This window comes from Janthinobacterium sp. JC611 (assembly GCF_018682595.1).
GTDB lineage: Bacteria > Pseudomonadota > Gammaproteobacteria > Burkholderiales > Burkholderiaceae_D > Janthinobacterium.
Map to the genome: position 1 here is coordinate 114,353 of NZ_JAFLJN010000025.1, position 20,734 is coordinate 135,086.

The 20,734-nt window shown below is 66.8% G+C and carries 18 protein-coding genes and 1 tRNA gene; 14 read left to right on the forward strand and 5 right to left on the reverse strand.

Going from position 1 to position 20,734, the window contains the following annotated elements; all coding sequences use genetic code 11:
- Positions 1 to 139: 139 nt before the first annotated feature.
- Positions 140 to 215, forward strand: a tRNA-Asn gene (locus J0O65_RS18640).
- 151 nt (positions 216 to 366) lie between these two features.
- Here J0O65_RS18640 and J0O65_RS18645 read toward each other — a convergent pair.
- Complete coding sequence (locus J0O65_RS18645; RefSeq protein WP_251373838.1) at positions 367 to 750, reverse strand: hypothetical protein; 384 nt, start codon at positions 748 to 750, stop codon at positions 367 to 369.
- Positions 751 to 1,089: 339 nt separating this feature from the next.
- On the opposite strand from J0O65_RS18645, the gene J0O65_RS18650 reads away from it, so the two are divergent.
- Complete coding sequence (locus J0O65_RS18650; protein ID WP_215408756.1) at positions 1,090 to 1,881, forward strand: alpha/beta fold hydrolase; 792 nt, start codon at positions 1,090 to 1,092, stop codon at positions 1,879 to 1,881.
- 16 nt (positions 1,882 to 1,897) lie between these two features.
- On the opposite strand, the gene J0O65_RS18655 is transcribed toward J0O65_RS18650, so the two are convergent.
- The gene (locus J0O65_RS18655; RefSeq protein WP_215408757.1) at positions 1,898 to 2,593 is read right to left on the reverse strand and encodes a hypothetical protein; all 696 of its coding nucleotides are present in this window, start codon (positions 2,591 to 2,593) and stop codon (positions 1,898 to 1,900) included.
- A 138-nt stretch (positions 2,594 to 2,731) separates the two neighbouring features.
- Between J0O65_RS18655 and J0O65_RS18660 the strand changes: the two genes are divergently transcribed.
- From J0O65_RS18660 to J0O65_RS18675, 4 genes are all read left to right on the forward strand, one after another.
- Positions 2,732 to 3,571 (forward strand): M15 family metallopeptidase, encoded by an 840-nt coding sequence (locus J0O65_RS18660; protein ID WP_215408758.1) that lies wholly within the window; start codon positions 2,732 to 2,734, stop codon positions 3,569 to 3,571.
- A gap of 217 nt (positions 3,572 to 3,788) precedes the next feature.
- Positions 3,789 to 7,625, forward strand: a complete 3,837-nt coding sequence (gene tssM / locus J0O65_RS18665) for a type VI secretion system membrane subunit TssM (protein WP_215408759.1) — start codon at positions 3,789 to 3,791, stop codon at positions 7,623 to 7,625.
- Positions 7,622 to 8,602 (forward strand): type VI secretion system-associated protein TagF, encoded by a 981-nt coding sequence (tagF, locus tag J0O65_RS18670; RefSeq protein ID WP_215408760.1) that lies wholly within the window; start codon positions 7,622 to 7,624, stop codon positions 8,600 to 8,602. The genes tssM and tagF overlap by 4 nt, the downstream gene beginning before the upstream one ends.
- 9 nt (positions 8,603 to 8,611) lie before the next feature.
- The gene (locus J0O65_RS18675; RefSeq protein WP_215408761.1) at positions 8,612 to 9,394 is read left to right on the forward strand and encodes an OmpA family protein; all 783 of its coding nucleotides are present in this window, start codon (positions 8,612 to 8,614) and stop codon (positions 9,392 to 9,394) included.
- Here the strand turns inward: J0O65_RS18675 and icmH are convergent, their stop codons facing one another.
- The 3 genes from icmH to tssJ are packed head-to-tail and all read right to left on the reverse strand — an operon-like array spanning position 9,395 to position 12,215.
- Positions 9,395 to 10,180 carry a type IVB secretion system protein IcmH/DotU gene (icmH, locus tag J0O65_RS18680; RefSeq protein WP_215408762.1) on the reverse strand — a complete coding sequence of 262 codons (786 nt, stop codon included), beginning with the start codon at positions 10,178 to 10,180 and terminating at the stop codon, positions 9,395 to 9,397.
- A complete protein-coding gene (gene tssK, locus J0O65_RS18685) occupies positions 10,177 to 11,547 on the reverse strand; it encodes a type VI secretion system baseplate subunit TssK (protein WP_215408763.1) in 1,371 nt (456 codons plus the stop codon). Before tssK ends, icmH begins: the two co-directional genes overlap by 4 nt.
- Before the next feature lie 50 nt (positions 11,548 to 11,597).
- Positions 11,598 to 12,215 carry a type VI secretion system lipoprotein TssJ gene (gene tssJ, locus J0O65_RS18690; RefSeq protein ID WP_215408764.1) on the reverse strand — a complete coding sequence of 206 codons (618 nt, stop codon included), beginning with the start codon at positions 12,213 to 12,215 and terminating at the stop codon, positions 11,598 to 11,600.
- Between the two features lie 283 nt (positions 12,216 to 12,498).
- Here tssJ and J0O65_RS18695 point away from each other — a divergent pair, with 283 nt between their 5' ends.
- The 8 genes from J0O65_RS18695 (at position 12,499) to J0O65_RS18730 (ending at position 20,729) form a co-directional block, all read left to right on the forward strand.
- Complete coding sequence (locus tag J0O65_RS18695) at positions 12,499 to 13,095, forward strand: hypothetical protein (RefSeq protein ID WP_215408765.1); 597 nt, start codon at positions 12,499 to 12,501, stop codon at positions 13,093 to 13,095.
- 36 nt (positions 13,096 to 13,131) lie between these two features.
- On the forward strand, positions 13,132 to 13,641 hold the full coding sequence (tssB, locus tag J0O65_RS18700; RefSeq protein WP_215408766.1) for a type VI secretion system contractile sheath small subunit: 510 nt from the start codon (positions 13,132 to 13,134) through the stop codon (positions 13,639 to 13,641).
- A 1-nt stretch (position 13,642) separates the two neighbouring features.
- Positions 13,643 to 15,142 (forward strand): type VI secretion system contractile sheath large subunit, encoded by a 1,500-nt coding sequence (gene tssC / locus J0O65_RS18705; RefSeq protein ID WP_215408767.1) that lies wholly within the window; start codon positions 13,643 to 13,645, stop codon positions 15,140 to 15,142.
- A 31-nt stretch (positions 15,143 to 15,173) separates the two neighbouring features.
- Positions 15,174 to 15,665 (forward strand): Hcp family type VI secretion system effector, encoded by a 492-nt coding sequence (locus J0O65_RS18710; protein ID WP_034750126.1) that lies wholly within the window; start codon positions 15,174 to 15,176, stop codon positions 15,663 to 15,665.
- A 65-nt stretch (positions 15,666 to 15,730) separates the two neighbouring features.
- The gene (gene tssE / locus J0O65_RS18715) at positions 15,731 to 16,204 is read left to right on the forward strand and encodes a type VI secretion system baseplate subunit TssE (protein WP_215408768.1); all 474 of its coding nucleotides are present in this window, start codon (positions 15,731 to 15,733) and stop codon (positions 16,202 to 16,204) included.
- The gene (gene tssH / locus J0O65_RS18720) at positions 16,201 to 18,843 is read left to right on the forward strand and encodes a type VI secretion system ATPase TssH (RefSeq protein WP_215408769.1); all 2,643 of its coding nucleotides are present in this window, start codon (positions 16,201 to 16,203) and stop codon (positions 18,841 to 18,843) included. Before tssE ends, tssH begins: the two co-directional genes overlap by 4 nt.
- A gap of 20 nt (positions 18,844 to 18,863) precedes the next feature.
- Complete coding sequence (gene tssA, locus J0O65_RS18725) at positions 18,864 to 19,895, forward strand: type VI secretion system protein TssA (RefSeq protein WP_215408770.1); 1,032 nt, start codon at positions 18,864 to 18,866, stop codon at positions 19,893 to 19,895.
- Positions 19,896 to 19,943: 48 nt separating this feature from the next.
- Positions 19,944 to 20,729, forward strand: a complete 786-nt coding sequence (locus J0O65_RS18730) for a substrate-binding periplasmic protein (protein ID WP_251373839.1) — start codon at positions 19,944 to 19,946, stop codon at positions 20,727 to 20,729.
- The last annotated feature ends 5 nt before the right edge of the window (positions 20,730 to 20,734 follow it).

Genomic DNA, 20,734 nt, shown 5'->3' on the forward strand with positions numbered 1-20,734 from the left:
ATCTTGCGTAGCGCCGCGCAGACGGACGCAGCACATGGCGAGGCTGGCTTCGCAGGCGGCCTGTTTTGGATGGCCGTGCAGCAAGCATGTAGTAACAACTGGACATGGGAAATTTTGACGTATATAATTCGGCCTCCTTTCCCTGATAGCTCAGTTGGTAGAGCGACGGACTGTTAATCCGCAGGTCCCTGGTTCGAGTCCAGGTCGGGGAGCCAGAACAAGCAGCAGCAAAGGGCCACGTGGCGACACGTGGCCCTTTTGTCATGCGTGCACGGTTTCCGTCCACGCTGGCCATCCCTTCAGTGTCTTAGCGACGTGTGCGATGCCGGCCCGCTGGTGGCAGGGGCACGCACAGTGCTTGCCGCATCAGGGATCGACGAATACGTCGAAACGGACCTTGAGCGGACTGCCCCACGAGATCTCCACCCAGGCCCGGAAGCCGCCGTTGTATGGCGCGATGTTGTACACGGCCATGCGGGCGGCGCCGATGAAGCGGTCCTGGGGATTCGCGCCATATTCGCTGATGTTGACGAAGACGCGCGAATTGGCGTGCACGTTGGCGTTGACGAAGTTGACCGAAGGATGCACGCCATTGGCGGTCCACGTGTAGTAGGTGGTGAAGGCGGCGGGGCTCAGGTTCAAGTCCTGTGCGGCCGCGCCTTTGGCGCTTTTTCCTTCCTGCTCCGCCGGCAGCTCGGATTCGTCCAGTGCCAGGTTGCTGCCCGTGCGGTGTTCTACTTTCATTTCCATGATGTACTCCTGATCGATAGTTTGGACGCCGCGCCTGTCGTCGTGCGGCAAGACGCCCTATCTATGTTGTCGTGACGGCCAGTGTCACGTCCTGGCTGATAAGGTAGCCGCCTGCTCCATGCTGTTGGAGTAAGCCATTCTAGGCGTACACAGGGGCGGAAAGCACGCAAGGCAGCCGGAAAAACGATGCTCATTTGTGCTGGCGCAAACACCATGCAGGCAGGTGGCAAGATCTTTTCTCGCAGGCTATTTTTACGGGCCGCCACGCATGCCGCGCAGGACGATGGCACAATAGGCGCAGCCGACCTGTCGATGCGCAACCCGTTGCGAGCCTAGCCCATGCCGATACTGAACCTGAGTGCCGAAACCGATATCTATTACGAATTGATCGAAGGCGACCCTGCCAAGCCCTGCCTGGTGTTCCTGCACGAGGGGCTAGGTTGCTGTGCGATGTGGAAAGATTTTCCCGCTCAGCTATGCCAGGCGACGGGCTGCCGCGGCTTGCTGTATGACCGCCACGGCTATGGGCAGTCGTCGCCGCTGGCGGCGCGGCGCCAGCTCCATTATTTGCACGACTACGCGCTGTGCGAGCTGCCGCAAGTGCTCGCGGCACTGCTGCCGGGACAGGATCATTTTCTCGTCGGCCACTCCGATGGCGGCAGCATCGCCCTGATCTATGCGGCGCAGCAGCCGCCGCGCTTGCGCGGCATCATCACCGAAGCGGCGCACGTGTTTGTCGAAGGCATCACGCTCGAGGGCATCCGCGTGGCGGACGCGGCGTTTGGCGCGGGCAAGCTGCGCGCGCTGGCGAAATACCATGGCGACAAGACGGAGACCATCTTCAAGGCCTGGTCGGACACTTGGCTCAGCTATGGATTCCAGTTCTGGAACATCGAGTACCTGCTGCCTTCCGTCGAATGCCCTGCGCTGGTGCTGCAGGGCAGCGAGGACCAGTACGGCAGCGCGGCCCAGGTCGACACCATCGTGGCGCAGGCGCTCAACGCCGTGCCCGCCATCGTCGAACAGTGCGGCCATACGCCGCACCAGGAGCAGCCGCAGGCATTGCTGGCGCTGATGGAAGGCTTTTTGCAAGGCCGCATGGACGCGGCCACTCACCCGCGAAACACGTGATGGCCCGCGCGGGCGCTCAATGGCAGGCAGGATCGCTGTCCCAGCGGCCCGAGCAGATGCGCGAGCGGCACAGCATGCCTTCGATCAGGCCCAGCTGCTGACAGCGCCGCAACAGCTCCGTTGTCTCTTCTTCCCGCTGGCGCAGCACCACGTCGCGCACGGGCTTTGCCGTGCCTTCCTGCCCGTGCGCATGGGCCACCATCGCCGTCAGCAAGGCGACGTCGCTGTCGCCTGGCGCGGTAGCCGGCCTCGTCCCCTGTGGACGCGCGGCCGCCTGCCGTACGGGGGGCGGCGTCCTGGGCGGCGCGCTTGCGCTTGGCGCCGCACCCGCTGTCGTGGCGGACGCGGCAGGCAAGGGCGGGGCCGTCGTATTGACGATGGTGGCCGCCTGCGCCGCGTGCGGCGGCGCCGTTGGCGCCGGCATGACGGGCGCCGGCAAGGCCGTGGCCGTGGCGGGGGCGCTCGGCAGAGGCACGAAGGGCGTGTCATGCGTGAGCACGGCCGTGATCAGCACCGTCGCGCCCAGCGCGCCAGCGGCCCAGTGCCGCCAGCCGGGGCGCCAGCGCAGGGCCGGCATGGCCGCCGGCGCGGCGACGCCGTGTTCGAGCTGCGACAGGATGCCCTTGCCTCCGATGGGCGCGCCAGCCGCGCCGTCCTTGCTCAGCAGGTTGGGACCGCGCGCCTGGCCATCCCCGGTTTTCAATACAGACAAAATATCACCTCCGCAGTGGATCAAACTCGACTGACCTTGATGTAAACCGCGCTCATGCGGGCCGCGGACGCCTACGATCTAGCGATACCGCCGAGCAATTGCCTGCCCGGCTCCGACTATCCCATCACGGAGCGCCCCATGTTCGTCGCCCTGGTCCTGATGTATTTCTTGCTCGCCTGTTTCGCTTGCTGGCTGCTGTTGTTTCCCGGCGGCCGCGCCATCGTGCTGCACACGCTCGTCAACCTGGGCTGGCGCATGCAGCGGCGCGCGCAGCACCTGAAGGGCGGCAGCGGCGCGCAGTGGCAACGCGTGCAGCGGCACACGGGCAGGGGCATGGCGCGCGCCTGGCAGCTGCTGTGGCGGCATCGCTGGTTGAGCCTGGCAGGCAGCGTGCTGGTCATCGTGCCGCCGCTGCTGGCCTGGCTGTCCAGCGACCGCATCGCCCTGCGCGGCTATGCGGACCAGCAACACGCGATCAATGACCAGGTCAGCGACTTGCTCAAGGGCGAGCAGCTGGTGCCGCCTTTGACCCTGCCGCCGCTGCTGTTTTCCACGGCGGAAGTGACGCAGCTGCGTCCGCTGTTGGGTGGCGCCAGCCGCAACTGGCAATTGCTCGACCACGACTACGCGCAGCGCCTGTTGCTGGTCTTCAAGATCATGAAGGACGTGCATGGCTATGACATGGTCTTGCTGGAAGGCTACCGCAGTCCGGCGCGCCAGGACCAGCTGGCGGCGGCCGGCCCGAACGTGACGAACGCCAGGGCGTTTCAAAGCTATCACCAGTATGGCCTGGCGGCCGATTGCGCATTCATGCATGAAGGAAAGCTCGTCATTTCTGAAAAAAATGCCTGGGCCATGCGCGGCTACCGTTTATATGGCGTGACGGCCGAATCGGTGGGCCTGCGCTGGGGCGGACGCTGGACCATGATGGACTTCGGCCACACGGAATTGCCGCAACCGCGCGTGCTGGGCAAGTAAGCCGCGCCAGCCATTCTAGCGCCGCGCAGCGGCCAGATTTTCAGCGCTGCAAGCTTGCTTGCGCAGCGTCAATGGCACGCCGGCGCCTGCCGCGCGCTGGCACCTGGTACTTGTCATATGTCAACAAAGGCGCGCCGCATTGCTGTCAGCATGGGCCGACTCCGCCTCGCTGCGCGGCGACATTCCTCCTGCTTTGCGACCTCACCCTGGGCTCATCATGCTGCGACGACTCTGGCATTTCCTCACCGACAGCCGCAATCTGACCATCCTCGGCTTCGTGGCGCTGGCCGTGTTCCTGTACCTGGGCGCCGAGGTGCTGGAAGTGGCGCTGATCTGGGCGCTGGCCTTGCTGTTGCTGGCCTTTGTCGCCTGGCTGGGCCTGTGGCTGTGGCGCCGCCGCCGCGCACGGCGCGATGCGCAGGCGCTGGGCCAGGCCATCCTCAACGAGGCCGAGATCGCCGCCACGCAGGCCGCCTCGGCCTCGACGGCCAGCAGCACCCAGCAGGGCGAACTCGGCGCCGTGCGCGCGGGCATGCTGGCCGCCATCGAGACCATCAAGACGTCCAAGCTGGGCCTCAAATCGGGCGCCGCCGCCCTGTACGAATTGCCGTGGTACATGATCATCGGCAACCCGGCCGCCGGCAAGAGCAGCGCCATCTTGCATTCGGGCCTGCAGTTCCCTTTCGCCGACGGCAAGATCGTGCAAGGCGTGGGCGGCACGCGCAACTGCGACTGGTTCTTCACGACGGACGGCATCGTGCTCGACACGGCCGGACGCTACTCCGTCGTCGACGAGCACCGCGGCGAGTGGTTCGGCTTTCTCGACCTGCTGAAAAAATACCGGCGCAAGGCGCCCGTCAACGGCATCCTGATCGCCGTCAGCATCGCCGAATTGAAAGGCGACCCCGATGTCGGCATGCAACTGGCGCGCAGCCTGCGCAAGCGCGTGCAGGACGTCATCGAACGCCTGGAAGTGTTCGCGCCCCTGTACATCGTGTTTACCAAGGCCGACCTGATCTCCGGCTTCACGGAATTTTTCGCGGATGCCGAACGCAGCGAGCGTGAGCGCGTCTGGGGCGCCACCATGCCGTACCGGCGCAAGCTGCCCACGGCCGACTTGCTGGCGTTTTTCGACCAGAGTTTCGATGAATTGCACGATGGCTTGACGGAGCTGAGCCTGGCCAACATGGCGCACCGGCAACGCAAGACGATGGCGCCCGGCGTGTTTACCTTCCCGCTGGAGTTTGCCGCCGTCAAACCGGCCCTGCGCGCCTTCATCGCCACCCTGTTCGAGGAAAACCCGTTCCAGTTCCAGCCCGTGTTCCGCGGTTTTTATTTCACCAGCGCGCTGCAGGAGGGCGAGCCCGTCAGCGCTTCCTCGCAGCAGGTGGCGCGCCGCTTCGACCTGGCTTTCGCGCCCGTCCCGGCCACGGCGCCGTCGGGCGCGCGCCAGCATGGTTATTTTCTGCTGGAGCTGTTCCGCAAGGTCATTTTTGCCGACAAGCACCTGGTGGCCAACTATGCCAACCGCGCCAAGCTGCGCTTCAAATATGCCGTGTTCTTCGCCGCGACGGTGTCGCTGGGCGCCTGCCTGGGCGGTTGGAGCTGGTCCTACCTGGGCAACCGCCAGCTGGTGGCCAATGTCGAGGCCGATCTGAATAAAGTGGTGAAGCTGCAGGAGCGGCGCCTGGACTTGCAGTCGCGCCTGGAAGCGCTGGAGATCTTGCAGGACCGCATCGAGCAACTGGAAGCGTACCGCACGCAACGTCCCTGGTCATTGCGCCTGGGCCTGTACCAGGGCGAATTGCTCGAACGCAAGCTGCGCGAGGAATACTTTGCCGGCGCGCGCCAGGTCATGCTCGCCCCGGTGGCGGGCGCGCTGGAAGCCCTGCTGTTCGAGATGAACGCCAGCGCCGACCAGCTGCAGCCCACGGCGCGCACGCCGCAGACGCCGGCGCCCGCATCGCCCACCGCCGCGCCGCGCGGGGTGCAGTACCAGGCGGCCAGCGCGACGAATGTGGAAGATGCCTACAACGCGCTGAAAACCTATCTGATGCTGGCCGATAAGACGCATGCGGAAAGCAGCCACCTGAACGACCAGCTGACGCGCTTCTGGCGCGGCTGGCTGGAGGGGAACCGGGGCGCCATGCCGCGCGAACAGATGATACGCAGCGCCGAACGGCTGCTGACGTTTTACCTGGCGCAGATCGGCGACCCGTCCTGGCCGCGCATCGAGCAGAAGCTGGCGCTGGTCGACCAGGCGCGCGACAGCCTGCGCCGCGTGGTGCGCGGCATGCCGGCGCGCGAGCGCGTGTATGCCGACGTCAAGGCGCGCGCCTCGACGCGCTTTCCCGGCATGACGGTGGCGCGCATCGTCGGCGAACAGGATCAGGCCCTGCTGGCGGGCAGCTACGCCGTCTCCGGCGCCTTTACGCGCCAGGCGTGGGAAAAGTTCGTCGAGGGCGCGTTTCGCGACGCCGCCAACCGCGAGCTGCAAAGCGCCGACTGGGTGCTGAAAAGCGCCTCCACCGACGACCTGACGCTGGAAGGCAGTCCGGAGCAGATCGAGAAAAACCTGGTGGCCATGTACAAGGCCGACTACGCGCGCGAGTGGCAAAAATTCGTGCAGGGTGTCGCCGTCGCCGACCTGAAAGGCTTCGACGGCGCCGTGCAGGCGATGAACCGCCTGGGCGACCCGCAGTCGTCGCCGATCGCCAGGCTGCTCACGACCATTTACGAGGAAACCTCGTGGGACAATCCGGCGCTGCAGAATGCGCAATTGCGCAAGGCCGAGCGGGGCATCATCGCCTGGTTCAAGGAAACCGTGCTGCGCCGCGCGCCATCGCCGCTGACGGCCAATCCCGGTCTCAATGCGCAGCTCGACCCGGCCCGCCTGGACAAGCCCACGGGACCCGTGGGGCGCGAATTTGCCGGCGTGGGCAAGCTGGTGGCGGCCAGGGACAATAATGCGTCGTTGATGCGCGCCTACCTGGAAGCGCTGTCGAAACTGCGCAGCCGTCTGAACCAGCTGAAGAACCAGGGCGACGCGGGACCGGGCGCGCGCCAGTTCATGCAGCAGACCCTGGAAGGCAGCGGCTCCGAGCTGGCCGACGCGCTGAAACTGGTCGACGAGCAGGTGCTCACGGGGATGAGCGACGCGCAAAAGCAGGCGATTCGCCCCATCCTCGTGCGCCCGCTGATGCAGACCTTCGCCGTCATCGTCGCGCCGGCCGAACTCGATATCAACAAGACCTGGGCGGCGCAGGTGTATGAACCGTTCCAGAAATCGCTGGCCAACAAATATCCGTTCGCGCCCGCGGCGCGCATCGAGGCGAGCAACCTGGAGATCGGCCAGTTCTTCGGCCCCGAAGGCCTGGTGGCGAAATTCGTCGCCACCTCCATGGGCCCGCTGGTGGTGCGGCGCGGCGACGTGCTGGCGCCGCGCACCTGGGCCGAGATGGGCATCAGCCTGTCGCCGCAGGTGGTGGCGCGCTTCCCCGGCTGGATCGCGCCGCTGGGCGCGGGCGGCGTGGCGGCCACCTCGACGGCGGCGCAAACCGTGTTCCAGATCCAGCCGTCGCCCGCGCCCGGCACCCTGGAATACACGGTGGAGATCGACGGCCAGCAGCTGCGCTACCGCAATACCCCGGCGCAGTGGACGAACATGGTGCATCCGGGCCCGCAAGGCGCGGCCGGTGCGCAGGGCGCGCGCATCACGGCCGTCACCTTCGACGGGCGCACGGTGGAACTGTTCAACGAGCCGGGGCAATTCGGCTTGAAGCGCATGATCGATGCGGCGACCAAGAAGCGCAAGGAAGGCGGCGTGTTCGAGCTGCGCTGGGCGCGCGGCGAGGTGGCCGTGGCGGTCGACCTGAAGATCACCAGCAGTGCGGAGACGGCGGGTGCCGGCGCCGGCGGGACCGCGGCGCTGCAGGAGCAGGGCTTTCGCGGCATGCAGCTGCCCGAGACCATCGTCGGCGCGCCCGCTGTTCCTGCCGCGCCCGCGCCGGCCATGGCCGCCGTTGCTGTCGTGGCAGCGGGAGTGTCGCCATGATGCGCGCGCAACAGCAGGTGCGCCTCGGTTATTTTGGCAAGATCCCCGCGCGCGGCGACTTCATCAAGGCTTGCGACAATCACGCGCTGGTGCAGCTGCTCGACGACTGGCTGGCGCAGGTCATGAATGCCTTGACGGTGGAGCCGCGCTGGAAGCTCAATTACGACGCCTTGCCGCCGCTGCGCTTTGCCTTCGTCGGCACGCGCAGCCGGCGCGCCATCGCCGGGCGCCTGGAAGCGAGCAACGACCAGTCGCACAGGCGCTTTCCCTTCATGGCCATGGGTGTGCTCGAAGTCGACGACGCCGAGGCCTTTGTCGCTTGCAGCCCGCTGGCGCTGGCGCCGCTGTGGCAGCGGGTGGAACAGCTGTCGCAGGGCATCGTGGCCAGCGCCGAACCGGGGCCGGCGCTGCTGGCCCTGGCCGGCAACGTGGTCGACATCGAAGCGGACGCGCCCGGCCACGCGGCGCGGCTGGCGGCCTTTTTGCAGGCGCAGACGCTGCATGGCTTGCAGGCCATGCTGGCCTCGCCCGCGTTTCCCGTGACGGTGCGCGAATTGCTGCTGGGCCTGGGCCTGCTGCTGCGGCCCGTGCGCCACTGCGGCTTGCCGCGCCTGGAGAAAAGCCTGGTGCTGCCGTTGCCGCAGGACGCGCAGCTGCGCGAACTGGTGGCCAGCCTCTGGCTGCATCTGATCGCGCCTTTCCTGCGCCAGGCCGATTTCGAGCTGGCGCTGTTCTTTTCCCACCTCGACGAGGCGCCCGTGCTGGTGATCGGCTTCTGCGGCGCCGACCCGCATGGCTTGCGCGCGCTGATCGATCCGCAGGCCGGCAGCGAGCGGCTGATCGTGTTCGACCAGCTCGACTGGGTCGAGGAGCAGCTGGGACAGGATGCGGCGTTGCGCCAGTTTTCCGCCTGCCTGCAGCAGGAGCAGCTGTCGCTGCGCTCGGCCTGCGCCATGTTTGCCGATACCTTTGCCTGAAGGACTGCGATGAAATCTCTCGTCATTTTTCCGCTGCTGCTTGCCGCGGCCGCTCCCTGCCACGCCCAGGCGCAAGCGCCGCAGACGCCGATGCCCGGGCAAATCCTCGTCACGGGCACCCTGGCCGACGAGGCGGGCAAGGCCGCCGTGCTGGCCCGCCTGCGCGAACTGTATGGCGCCGAGCGCGTGGTCGACCAGATCGCCATCGGCAACGTGGCCGTGCCGGCCAACTGGAACGGCTACGTGCAAAAACTGATCGCGCCGAACCTGAAGCTCATTTCACGGGGCCAGATCAGCATCGACGGCAACAACGTCAGCGTGCGCGGCGAAGTGGCGAACGAGGCGCAGCGCCAGCAGATCGCCAGCGACATCGCCACCAGCCTCAATCCCACGTATGTCGTCAACAATGGCTTGCGGGTCAAGGCGGCCGAGGCCGAGCAGGGTTTGCTCGACGCGGCGCTGGACAAGCGCATCATCGAATTCGACAGCGGCAAGGCTTCCATCACGCCGGCCGGCCTGGCCATCCTCGACGAGATGGCGGCAGCCATGCTCAGGCTGCGGGGACGCAAGGTGGAGGTGATCGGCCACACGGACGACACGGGCCTGCGCGCCAGCAATGTGGCCCTGAGCCAGGCGCGCGCCGAAGCCGTGCGCGCCTACCTGGCCAGCAAGGGCGTCGTGGCCGATTCGGTGCTGGTGTCGGGCCAGGGGCCGGACCGTCCCGTGGCCAGCAACGCCACGGCCGATGGCCGGGCGAGAAACCGGCGCATCGAGTTCCGTATTGCGCAATGATCAGGGCAGGGTGATGGTCAGGTGCGCCGGGCGCGGCGCCAGCTTGACCAGGTCCGCATACGCGGCCAGGGTGGTTTGCGTGCCGCGCGTCAGATGCGTTTTCAGGCCCAGGTAGGCGCAGATGGCCAGCAGGGCGAAAAAGCTCGACAGGGCCCATAGCGGCACGTCGCTGCCGCGTTTGTTGACCACCTGGTCGGGGCGTTCCGCGCGCGGCGCGAAGCCCCGGCTCTTGCCCTTGATGTGGGCGATCTCGTCGCCCAGGCGCGCCGTCAGGTAGCTGAGTTTTTCGCCGCCGTCGATCGCATACTTGCCCTGGAAGCCCAGCAACAGGCACATGTGGAAGACTTGCAGCGCCTGCACGCGCATGGCGCCCTTGCCGCGCAAGGCGTCGAGGCGGTCGAAAAAATGTTCGCCGGCCAGCTGGTCGCCAAAGATCAGCAGCTGCAGCGGGCGCCGCTCCCACTGCTTGCGCAGGGTGAAGGGCGAGGCCAGGATGATCTCATCGACGGCCGCGCAAAACGCGTACTTGGCCGCCTCGATGTCGTCGCCATCGGCGCGGATCTTTTTCGCCTCGCGTTCGAAGTCGTCGAGGAAGGCCGTGATGCGGTCCATGAAGCTTTGCTCGTCGCCGGGCGCCGAACCGTGCTTCAGCATGAACAGCATGTAAAAGCCTTCGTGCATCAGGTCCAGCAGGGCGCTGCCGGCATGCCGGCTGGCGCCCGCCGGGGCGGCACCGCGTGGTCCCAGCAGGGAGGGCGCAGCGCGCCGTTCGATGAGTTGGCTCATGCCGTCACCGCGATCAGTTCCAGCTGTAGGTCGCGTATGCCGGCCGGCACGTACACGGAAATCGACTGCGCCTTGAGCATCTGTTCATACAGCGCGCCACGGTTTTCAATCGCAAAATAATAGGTGTCGGGCCGCACGGGAATGGCGGCGGGCACTTGCGGCGCATGCGACAATTTGAGGCCGGGCATGGCCGTGAGCACGCATTTTTCCACGTCGTCGGGCGCGCCCACTTTCACGCGCAGCGGCACCACGTCGACCAGTTCGATGGCGGGCATGGCGGCGCGGATCGCCAGGTACAAGGTGGTGTGCTGGTCGATCTTGCCCGAATCGAGCTTGCCCAGGTAGTACGACGGCTGGTCTTCCAGCAGGGCGATGGAAAAATACTTCGACGAGATGACGGTGTCGAGCAGTTCGCGGATGATGGCGTCGATGGCGTCGAAGCAGGCGCCCGGCTGCGCGTGGTCGTAGGCGGGCAGGCTGGCCAGGGTGTAATGCTTGGAGTAGCTGAGCAGGCCGCCCGCCAGGCCCAGCAGCGCCTCGTACAGGCGTTCCGGATGCAGGGCCGGGTGGCGCACGTAGTGCATCAGTGCGGCGGCGGCCGTGCTGACCGTGTGCAGCAGCCAGAACGAAGACACGTCGCCCGAGCGGAATTCGATCACGTTGCGGCTCGGTTCGCGGTGGTGGCCGTGCAGCGCGCTCACCTTCGCCTGCAAGGCGTCGAGCAGGTGTTCCAGCACGCCCTGCAGGCGCGGCGCGCCGGCGATCGCCAGGCTGGGCGCCATGAACGAGGGCACGGGCTCGAAGCCGCCCGATACCGTGCGCCGCAGGGCGATCAGCGGCAGGCAGTCGTAGGAGCCGCGCGCCTCGCTGTCGGGAATCAGGCGCACGGTCTTCTTCAGGTAGGCCACGTCGGCCACGGCGGACTCCGTGAACAGGTCGGGCGTGGCGCGCATGGCGTGCGCGAAGCGCGTGGCCGCCGGCGTGCCCGCCGTTGACGCCTGCGCCGTGTAATTCGTGCCTTCTCGGTTGAGGATGGGCAGGGCCGCGTGGTACGTCACTTCCTGCACCGCCGGCGGTAGCGCTTCCAGGTCCACCGGCGGGGGCAGGGTATCGCCGCCGGGTGCGCCGTCGCCCAGCGCCTCGAATACTTCGCCATCGCGGAAGATCGCCGACAGGGCCTGCAGGCGCAAGGTGCCCGTCCTCAAAGCCGCCAGGTCCCACTCCATGTGCGCCACGCCCCACAGGTAGGGATGCAGCGCGCTGGCCGTGTGATGCAGGCGCGCTTCGTGATACTGATCCTGGCGCTGGAAATGCTGCGGCCGCAAAAACAGGCCTTCGCCCCACAAGACTTTCGCTGCCATGCCCATTGCGTTTCTCCTTGAATGTGTGGCGTGTCGCTTTGCTTCAATGGCCTGCGTTACTGGCAGCGCAGGGCCGCCAGCGGCGCCATGCCGCCGTCCATGCCGGCGACGTTGCTGACGCTGAGCGCGCAGGCGTGCAGGCCGACGGTGATGCCGCCGCGTTCCGCGTCGGCGGCGGCAAAGGTGGCGCGCCAGCGCTGCGCCGCAGGTGCGCGGAACAGTGCCACCACGCCGATGAAATACGCTTCCTTGCTGACTTTTTCCTGCACTTCGTAGCGCTGGCCCGGCACCAGCAGGACTTCCTTCACTTCCATCAGGTCGGCGCCCAGCGCGGCCTTTTCGCGCTGCGCGTCGAGGAAGCTGTCGTAGGGCGCCTGCTCGAAGGCGGCGCTCTGGCGCAGCTTGTAGATGCGCGCCACCAGCGCCAGCGGCCGGCCCGCCGTATCCGTGTTGAGGCGCTGCGCCGCATGCAGGCGGATGCTGACATTGCGCGGCGGCTTTTGCGCGTCGGGCAGCTCGGGCGGCGGCTTGGCCACGCCGGCCATCTGCAGCGCCGCGTTGGCCAGGGTGCCGATGGCGCCGCCCGCACAGCCGGCCAGCGGCAGCGTCTGCAGCAACAGCAGCGCTAACGCGGTGGTGCGTGTCAGGCGGCGGAGCGGGGCGTCGGATGGCATGGGCTGGACTATCTTCGCAAGGTGACGGGGGGAAATAAAAGTGTTGCAGTCATTTAAGCGCATGCAGGGGCCACCTGCTTGCGTTGGCGCAAAATCGATCAGCGATCAAGACAATTACTGCGCCAGATCAGGTTTCATGTCGCCGCGCGCCGCTCTGATGTGGAACTTCTTCTTTGCTGATTAATCTCAATCTGGCAAAAAAATTGGCGATCAATAATGGCCTCCACCAAGGCGCCGCCCATCTTTCCCAGCGGTAGCGTCCTCCACGTGAAGGAATGCCCCGATGAAGCCAGCCACCGTGTTGCCCCGTATTGCCTGCCTCGCCAGCGCCTTGCTGCTGGCCGCCTGCGCCACGCCGGACCAGCCGGCGCCCAAGAAACCTGCCGCGCCGACCCTGGCGCAAGTGATGAGCGATGCCGATGCGGCGGCGCGCGCCGGCCAGTACGAGCGCGCCATGACCCTGCTCAAGGGAGGCGGCGGCAGCTACCCGGCCGACAAGGCGCCGTGGCTGCAAATGGCGCAGATGAAGTTCGACCGCGGCCAGTACGGCGACGCCATCGGCCATGCGCTCGAAGCGCTGGAACGCGACCCGGACGACAAGGTCGCCAACAGCATCGTCGCCGTCAGCGGCTTGCGCCTGTCCGGCAAGGCGCTGGCCGACCTGTCGCGGCAAAACAATCTGAATGGCTCGCTGCGTTCGGAAGCGCAGGACCTGGCCAAGCTGCTGCGCGCGAGCATCGGCGAAGACGTGCTGGTGCCGCCGGCCAAGCGCCCGCCGGCGGGCGGCAAGCGCGCCGCCACCTCCGGCTCCGGTGCGCCGGCGGCGAAGGGCGCGGCGGCGCCAGGCAGCGCGGCCGATCCGTTCAGCGGCCTGAAATAAGCCGGCATCCCCACCACCCCTTGCAAAGGAAACGACATGCCCAAGTCCGACAGCGTGCAGAAACGCCTGCAAAAGATACGCGCGCCGCGCGTGCAAATGACCTATGACGTCGAGATTGGCGACGCGATCGAAAACAAGGAGCTGCCCTTCGTGGTCGGCGTGCTGGGCGACTTTGGCGGCAATCCGGACAGCGAAAAAAAGCGCCTGAAGGACCGCAAGTTTGTCGCCCTCGACCGCGACAACTTCGATGAAGTGCTGGCCGGCGTGGAACCGGTGGCCCGTTTCGCCGTGCCGAACCGCCTCGGCGAGGCGGGCGGCACGTTCGCCGTCGACCTGCACTTCCGTTCGATGGACGACTTCCGCCCGGAATCGGTGGTGCGCCAGGTCGACCCCTTGCGCAAGCTGCTCGAGGCGCGCACCAAGCTGGCCGATTTGCGCAACAAACTGGCCGGCAACGACAAGCTGGAAGACTTGCTGACGGAAGTGCTGAACAGCACGGACAGCCTGGCCGCCCTGAAACCGCAGTTCCCAGCGCAGGAGGATTGAGATGAGCGCCCAGGCAGAAGCCCCAGAATCCCTTGCAGTGTCCGCATCCGATGCGCCGGCCGCCACCGATTTGCTGGACCAGATCGTCGAGCAAAGCCGCGTCGCCAAGTCCGGCGCCGAACATGCGCGCGCGCGCGACCTGATCTCGGAGCTGGTGGCGCAGGTGCTCGACGGCACGGTGCTGATGTCGAGCAGCCTGTCGGCGACCCTGGACGCGCGCGTGGCGGAAATCGACCGCCTGATCTCCGCCCAGCTCAGCGAAATCATGCACGCGGCGCCATTCCAGCAGCTCGAGCAAAGCTGGACGGGGCTGCGCTACCTGGTCGGCAATTCCGATACCGGCACGCGCCTGCAGATTCGCATGTTCAACGCCACCAAGCGCGAGCTGGTGAAGGATTTCCAGGCCGCGCTGGAATTCGACCAGAGCAGCATGTTCAAGAAGGTGTATGAAGAGGAATTCGGCACCTTCGGCGGCGCACCGTTCGCCGCGCTGCTGGGCGACTTCGCCATCTCGCGCCAGCCGGAAGACATGTATTTCGTCGAGCAGATGTCGCACATCGCCGCCGCCGCGCATGCACCGTTCATCGCCTCGGCCGCGCCGGAACTGTTTGGCCTGGAAAGCTACGGCGACCTGGGCAAGCCGCGCGACCTGGCCAAGGTATTCGACACCATCGAGTACGCGAAATGGAAGGCCTTTCGCGAATCCGAGGATGCGCGCTACGTCGGCCTGACCTTGCCCCGCTTCCTGGGCCGGTTGCCGTTCAACCCCGTCGATGGCACCACCGTCGAAGGTTTCAACTTCGTCGAGGAAGTCGACGGCAGCGACCATCACAAATACCTGTGGTGTAACGCCGCGTATGCGTTCGGCTGCAAGCTGACGCGCGCCTTTGCCGACTACGGCTGGTGTGCCGCCATCCGCGGCGTGGAGGGCGGCGGCCTGGTGGACGACCTGCCCACGCATACGTTCAAGACGGACGAGGGCGACGTGGCCCTGAAATGCCCGGCCGAAGTGGCGATCACCGACCGCCGCGAAAAGGAGCTGTCGGACCTGGGCTTCATCTCGCTGGTGCACTGCAAGAACACGGCGTATGCGGCGTTTTTCGGCGCGCAATCGGCGCAAAAGGCGAAAAAATACAATACCGACGCGGCCAATGCGAACGCGGTGCTGTCGTCGCAGCTGCAGTACATCTTCGCCGTCTCGCGCATCGCCCATTACATGAAGGCCATGATGCGCGACAAGATCGGCAGCTTTGCCGCCGCCTCCAACGTGGAAGATTTCTTGAACCGCTGGCTGATGCAGTACGTGCTGCTCGACGATAACGCCAGCCAGGAACAGAAGGCGCAGTTCCCCCTGCGCGAGGCGTCCGTGCAGGTGCATGAAGTGCCGGGCCGGCCCGGCGTGTACCGCGCCGTGTCGTTCCTGCGGCCGCACTTTCAGCTCGATGAGCTGTCCGTTTCGCTCCGACTGGTCGCGGAGTTGCCGAAGTCGACCAATTCCTGATTCACCTATCTTTCAACCACAGGAGCACACCATGGCAATCGATGTATATCTGCAGATAGACGGCATCAAGGGCGAGTCCACCGATGACAAGCACAAGGACTGGATCGAGTGCAAATCGGTCAGCTGGAGCGTCGAGCAGCCGAAGTCCGCCACCGCATCGACGGGCGGCGGCCACACGGCCGAACGCTGCGAGCACAAGGACATCGTCATTTCCAAGCTGGCCGACCTGGCCTCGCCGGTGCTGCTGCAGACCTGCTCGGCCGGCAAGACCATCCCCAAGGCGCGCTTCGAATTCATGCGCGCCGACGGACAGGGCGAGCGCGTCAAGTACTTTGAAATCGAAATCGAAAATGTGCTGATCGGCGCCGTGACGCCGAACGTGGAAGAAGGCGACATCCTCGGTGAACACGTCGGCTTCAAGTTCTCGAAAGTGAAGTGGAAATACACGCAGCAAAAAGTGACGGGCGGCGCCGGCGGCAATACTTCGGGTGGCTGGGACCTGGCCGCGAACCGCGTGGCTTGATGCATGGCGCGCGGCGCGCGGCGGCCACCACCGCCCGCGCGTCGCGCCCACTTTCAGGAGAGCGCATGGACAGTTATGTACCTGGCCTGTTCGACCGCCTGATGGGCGACGGCGGTGCGGCGGGCGGCGTGGCGGCGCGCCTGTCGCTGGAACAATTGAAGGATGCGGTGGCGCGCGACCTGGAAGAGCTGCTCAACACGCGCGTGGCCCTGCCGCCGGGCGCGCTCGACGCCTACCCGGAATGCGCGGCCTCCATCGTCAACTATGGCTTGATCGATTTCGCCGGCATGTGCTTGTCCAGCAGCGATGACCGCGCCCGCATCTGCGCCGCGCTGAAGGCCGCCATCGAACGCCACGAACCGCGCCTGCGCAATGTGCGCGCCCGCCTGGAGCGCGAGGCGGGCGCCATCAACCGGGTCGGTTTCGTCATCAGCGGCACCCTGGCCGTGAAGTGCGGCGGCGAGACGGTCAATTTCGACGCCGTGCTGCAGCCATCGTCGCTGCGCTATTCGATCAACCGCAAGGGAGCCGCCGCATGAGCAACAACCTCAAGACACTGATCGCCAAGCTGAATGACACGGCGCGCACGGCCGCCACCCGCGCCGCCGGCATCTGCGTGGGACTGGGCCAGTACGAAGTCGATATCGAACACCTGTTCCTGGCCCTGCTGGAGCAGGAGCGCAGCGATTTCGTCACCATCGCGCGGCGCAGTGAAATCAGCCTGACGGCGCTGGAGGCGGACCTGCGGCGCGAGATCGGCGGCTTCCGCACGGGCAGCGCGCGCACGCCCGTGTTTTCGCCCCACTTGCCGCTGCTGTTCGAACACGCCTGGCTGATCGCCTCGCTGGATACGGCGCAGCCGGGGCCCATCCGCAGCCGTCATCTGTTACTGGCGCTGCTGACGGAGCCGGAACTGTCGCAGCTGGCCTACCGCGGCTCGAAGCTGTTCGCCCGTTTCAGCGTGGAGCAACTGAAGCACCATCCGGACAAGCTGACGGCCGGTTCCGGCGAGGAGGAAAGCGCGGCTGTGCCGCGGCTTGCCGACACCGGCGACGATGCTGTTGCTAGCCTTGCCAGCAAGACCCCGGCGCTGGACCAGTTCACCACCGACCTGACGCAGCTGGCACGCGACGGCAAGCTCGATCCCGTGATCGGCCGCGAGGCCGAGATACGCCAGGCCGTCGACATCCTGCTGCGCCGGCGCCAGAACAATCCGATTCTCACGGGCGAGGCGGGCGTCGGCAAGACGGCCGTGGTGGAAGGCCTGGCTTTGCGCATCGCCGCCGGTGACGTGCCCGAGGTGCTGCAGGGCGCGCGCATCCGCGCGCTCGACATGGGCTTGCTGCAGGCCGGCGCCAGCGTGAAGGGCGAATTCGAAAGCCGCTTGAAGAATGTCATCGACGAGGTGACGAAAAGCCCGCACCCGATCATTCTCTTCATCGACGAGGCCCACACGATGATCGGCGCCGGCGGCCAGGCGGGGCAGAACGATGCGGCCAATCTGCTGAAGCCGGCGCTGGCGCGCGGCGCCCTGCGCACCATCGCCGCCACCACCTGGAGCGAGTATAAAAAATATTTTGAAAAGGATGCGGCGCTGGCGCGGCGCTTCCAGGTGGTGAAGGTGGACGAACCGAGTGAAGACATCGCCTGCGCCATGCTGCGCGCCATGGCGCCGCTGATGGAGCGCCATTTCGGCATCCGCGTGCGCGATGCCGCCATCGTCGAGGCGGTGCGCCTGTCGCACCGCTACATCAGCGGGCGCCAGCTGCCCGACAAGGCCGTCAGCGTGCTCGATACGGCGTGCGCCAAGGTGGCGCTGGGCCAGCGCGCTACGCCGGCGCAGCTGGAAAACGCGAACCGGCGCCAGGAACGCATCGGCGCGGAAATCGCCGCGCTGATGCGCGAGGCAAGCGACGGCGAAGCGCCGGGCAAGGCCGGCGCCGCGCGCCTGGCGCAGCTGCGGCGCGAGCATGAGGAAGGGCAGGCGCTGATCGTGGCGCTGGCGCAGCGCTGGGAGCGCGAAAAGGCGCTGGTGGCGCAGATCGGCGAGTTGCGCGCGCAGCTGCGCGGCGAGCGGCCGGGCGAAGTCGGCGCGGCGCGCCTGCTGGCGCTGAAGGAAGAACTGGCGGCACTGCAGGGCGAGGCGCCGCTGTCGCCGCTGGAAGTCGATGCCCAGGTGGTGGCCGGCATCGTCGCCGGCTGGACCGGCATCCCGCTGGGGAAAATGCTCAAGGACGAGATCCGCACCGTGCTGACCCTCGATGCGGCGCTGCGCGAACGGGTGCTGGGACAGGACCACGTCATCGAGGCGGTGGCGCAGCGCGTGCGCACGGCGCGCGCCAGCCTGGACGACCCGAACAAGCCGCAAGCCGTGTTCCTGTTCACGGGACCGTCCGGCACGGGCAAGACGGAAACGGCGCTGGCGCTGGCCGACCTGCTGTATGGCGGCGAACGCAAGCTCATCAGCATCAACATGAGCGAGTACCAGGAGGCGCACAGCGTGGCCGGCCTGAAAGGCTCGCCGCCCGGCTATGTCGGCTACGGCGAGGGCGGCGTGCTGACGGAAGCCGTGCGGCGCCAGCCCTACAGCGTGGTGCTGCTCGACGAGGCGGAAAAAGCCCATCCCGACGTGCTGGAACTGTTCTTCCAGGTGTTCGACAAGGGCGTGCTCGATGATGCGGAAGGGCGCGAGGTCGATTTTCGCAACACCATCATCATCGCCACCTCGAACCTGGGTTCGGGCGCCATGATGGCCGCCTGCCTGAACCGGGCGGCGCAAGACTTGCCCACGCCGGCCGCGCTGGAAGAACTGGTGCGCCCGCAACTGGTGGCGCATTTCAAGCCGGCCCTGCTCGGGCGTCTGAAGGTGCTGCCCTTCTATCCCCTGAACGACGCGGTGCTGGCCGAGATCATCGTGCTGAAGCTGGCGCGCATCGGGCAGCGCATCGCGCGCAACCACCAGGCGCAATTCAGCCATGACGCGGGCCTGGTCGACGCCGTGCTGGCGCGCTGCACCGAGGTCGATTCGGGCGCGCGCAATGTCGACCAGATCCTCAACGGCAGCCTGCTGCCGGCGATCGCCGAAGCGGTGCTGGCGCGCATGGCGGACGGCGAGCCGGTCGCGTCGATACGCGTCAGCGCGAACAAGCAGGGACAGTTCAAGTACACGATCCGATAATCCACCTTCCGGAGGGCGCCATGTTCAATCTGGAGCAGTTGCTGCACCCCGTCAGCGCCGTCAGTCCATGCGGCGACGACCTCACCTTCAGCCAGGAGCTCGACGCCATCGCGCGCGCGCGCCAGCACGACGACCCCAGCCTGGACCAGGGCGAGTGGGTGACGGCGCTGAAGGAGGCCGACTGGCCCTTCGTGGCGACGCGCTGCGAACAGCTGATCGCAGCGCGCAGCAAGGATTTGCGCGTGGCCGTGTGGCTGGCCGAGGCGCACGCGAAAACGCGCCACTTCCGTGGCCTGGGCGATGGCTACGCGCTGCTGGCCGGCCTGTGCGAGCGTTACTGGGAGGGACTGTACCCGCCGGCGGAAGAGGGCGACCAGGAACAGCGCATCGGCAACGTGTTCTGGCTGCTGTCGCGCACGCCACAGCTGCTGCGCGAGATCCCGCTGACCGAAGGGACCGATGGCCTGTATGCGCTGCAGGATTTCGACGCGGCGCGCCAGCGCGCGGCCGCCAGCCTGGCGCAGGGCGCGGCGGAACAGGGCTGGGGCGATGCGCGCCAGGACGAAGGACCGACCCTGGCGCAGATGGAGGCGGCGCGGCACAGGAACACGCGCGCCTTTTCCGACGGCTTGCTGGCCGATGCACAATACTGCATGCAGTCGCTGCTGGCGTTCGAGCGCAGCGTCGACGCGCGTTTCGGCGCCGATGGCCCGAGTTTCCGCGCCGCGCGCGAAGCGCTGGAAAACGCCATCCATTTCATCGCACCGCTGTCGCCTGGCGCGGATATTGCCGATGCGCCGTCCGCTGCCGGCCAGGTCGCCGGCGCTGGCGGGGGCGCCATCGTGCAGCGCCAGCAGGCGCTGGCCCAGCTGCGCCAGGTGGCCGATTTTTTCCGCCGCACGGAGCCGCACAGCCCCGTCGCCTACCTGGCCGAGAAGGCCGCCAGCTGGGGCGAGCTGCCGCTGCACCTGTGGCTGCGCGCCGTCGTGAAGGACGCCAATACCCTGGCGCAGCTCGACGACGTGCTGGGCACGACCAGCGCGAATGGATGATGGCGTTGCCCCCGTCCATGCTACTCTTCGGGCATGTCCAGAATGCTCATGTTGCCTGCCGCCCTATGCCTGTCCATCGCCGCCAGTGCGCAGGCCGTGGGGGTGACGCCGCTGGTGATCTATGGCGACGATGATTATCCGCCGTACTCCTACGTCGCCAACGGCCGGATGAAAGGCATCTATACGGAGATCGTGCGCGAAGCAGCGCAATCGATGCCGCGGTATGCGGTGCAGCTGCGTCCCGTGCCCTGGAAGCGGGGCGTGCTGATGCTGCAGACGGGCGATGCCTTTGCCCTGTATCCGCCGTACTCATGGCGCAGCGAGCGGCCGTACGTGCGCTATTCCGTGCCGCTGCTGATGGAGCAGCTGGTGGTGCTGTGCAACCAGGACGTGCTGGCCAGGCGCAAGCTGCGGCAGTGGCCCGCCGATTATGGCGGCCTGCACCTCGGCGTGAACGCGGGTTTTTTGCTGGGCGATGCAGGGCTGATGGCGTCCTTGCGCGCCGAAAAGATCGTGCTCGAGCCGGCCAGGGGCACGCGCACGAATCTGCTCAAGCTGATGCGCGGGCGTATCGATTGCTATGTCAGCGACCGCCTGTCGGCGCAGTGGGAATTGCAGCGCATCCGGCGCGAGGGGCCGCCGGGCACGCCGATGCAGGCGATCCAGGAGACGGCGCAGCTGGCCAGCCAGCAGGGCCACCTGGGTTTTACCGAGCGCCGCCCCGCCACGTATCCGTATCGCGACGATTTTATCGAACAATTCAATGCCGCCATCGTGCGCATGCAAAATAATGGCGCGATCCGCCGCATCGTCGACCGCGCGCTGCAACCCTGATTCTA

Coding starts and splice junctions, on each gene's coding strand:
- tagF (WP_215408760.1), top strand. CDS start 7,622: ATGATGCGCGCGCAACAGCAGGTGCGCCTCGGTTATTTTGGCAAGATC.
- tssJ (WP_215408764.1), bottom strand. CDS start 12,215: ATGCCATCCGACGCCCCGCTCCGCCGCCTGACACGCACCACCGCGTTA.
- J0O65_RS18730 (WP_251373839.1), top strand. CDS start 19,944: ATGTTGCCTGCCGCCCTATGCCTGTCCATCGCCGCCAGTGCGCAGGCC.
- J0O65_RS18675 (WP_215408761.1), top strand. CDS start 8,612: ATGAAATCTCTCGTCATTTTTCCGCTGCTGCTTGCCGCGGCCGCTCCC.
- J0O65_RS18645 (WP_251373838.1), bottom strand. CDS start 750: ATGGAAATGAAAGTAGAACACCGCACGGGCAGCAACCTGGCACTGGAC.
- J0O65_RS18650 (WP_215408756.1), top strand. CDS start 1,090: ATGCCGATACTGAACCTGAGTGCCGAAACCGATATCTATTACGAATTG.
- J0O65_RS18695 (WP_215408765.1), top strand. CDS start 12,499: ATGAAGCCAGCCACCGTGTTGCCCCGTATTGCCTGCCTCGCCAGCGCC.
- icmH (WP_215408762.1), bottom strand. CDS start 10,180: ATGAGCCAACTCATCGAACGGCGCGCTGCGCCCTCCCTGCTGGGACCA.
- J0O65_RS18710 (WP_034750126.1), top strand. CDS start 15,174: ATGGCAATCGATGTATATCTGCAGATAGACGGCATCAAGGGCGAGTCC.
- tssE (WP_215408768.1), top strand. CDS start 15,731: ATGGACAGTTATGTACCTGGCCTGTTCGACCGCCTGATGGGCGACGGC.
- tssB (WP_215408766.1), top strand. CDS start 13,132: ATGCCCAAGTCCGACAGCGTGCAGAAACGCCTGCAAAAGATACGCGCG.
- tssC (WP_215408767.1), top strand. CDS start 13,643: ATGAGCGCCCAGGCAGAAGCCCCAGAATCCCTTGCAGTGTCCGCATCC.
- tssM (WP_215408759.1), top strand. CDS start 3,789: ATGCTGCGACGACTCTGGCATTTCCTCACCGACAGCCGCAATCTGACC.
- tssK (WP_215408763.1), bottom strand. CDS start 11,547: ATGGGCATGGCAGCGAAAGTCTTGTGGGGCGAAGGCCTGTTTTTGCGG.
- tssA (WP_215408770.1), top strand. CDS start 18,864: ATGTTCAATCTGGAGCAGTTGCTGCACCCCGTCAGCGCCGTCAGTCCA.
- J0O65_RS18660 (WP_215408758.1), top strand. CDS start 2,732: ATGTTCGTCGCCCTGGTCCTGATGTATTTCTTGCTCGCCTGTTTCGCT.
- tssH (WP_215408769.1), top strand. CDS start 16,201: ATGAGCAACAACCTCAAGACACTGATCGCCAAGCTGAATGACACGGCG.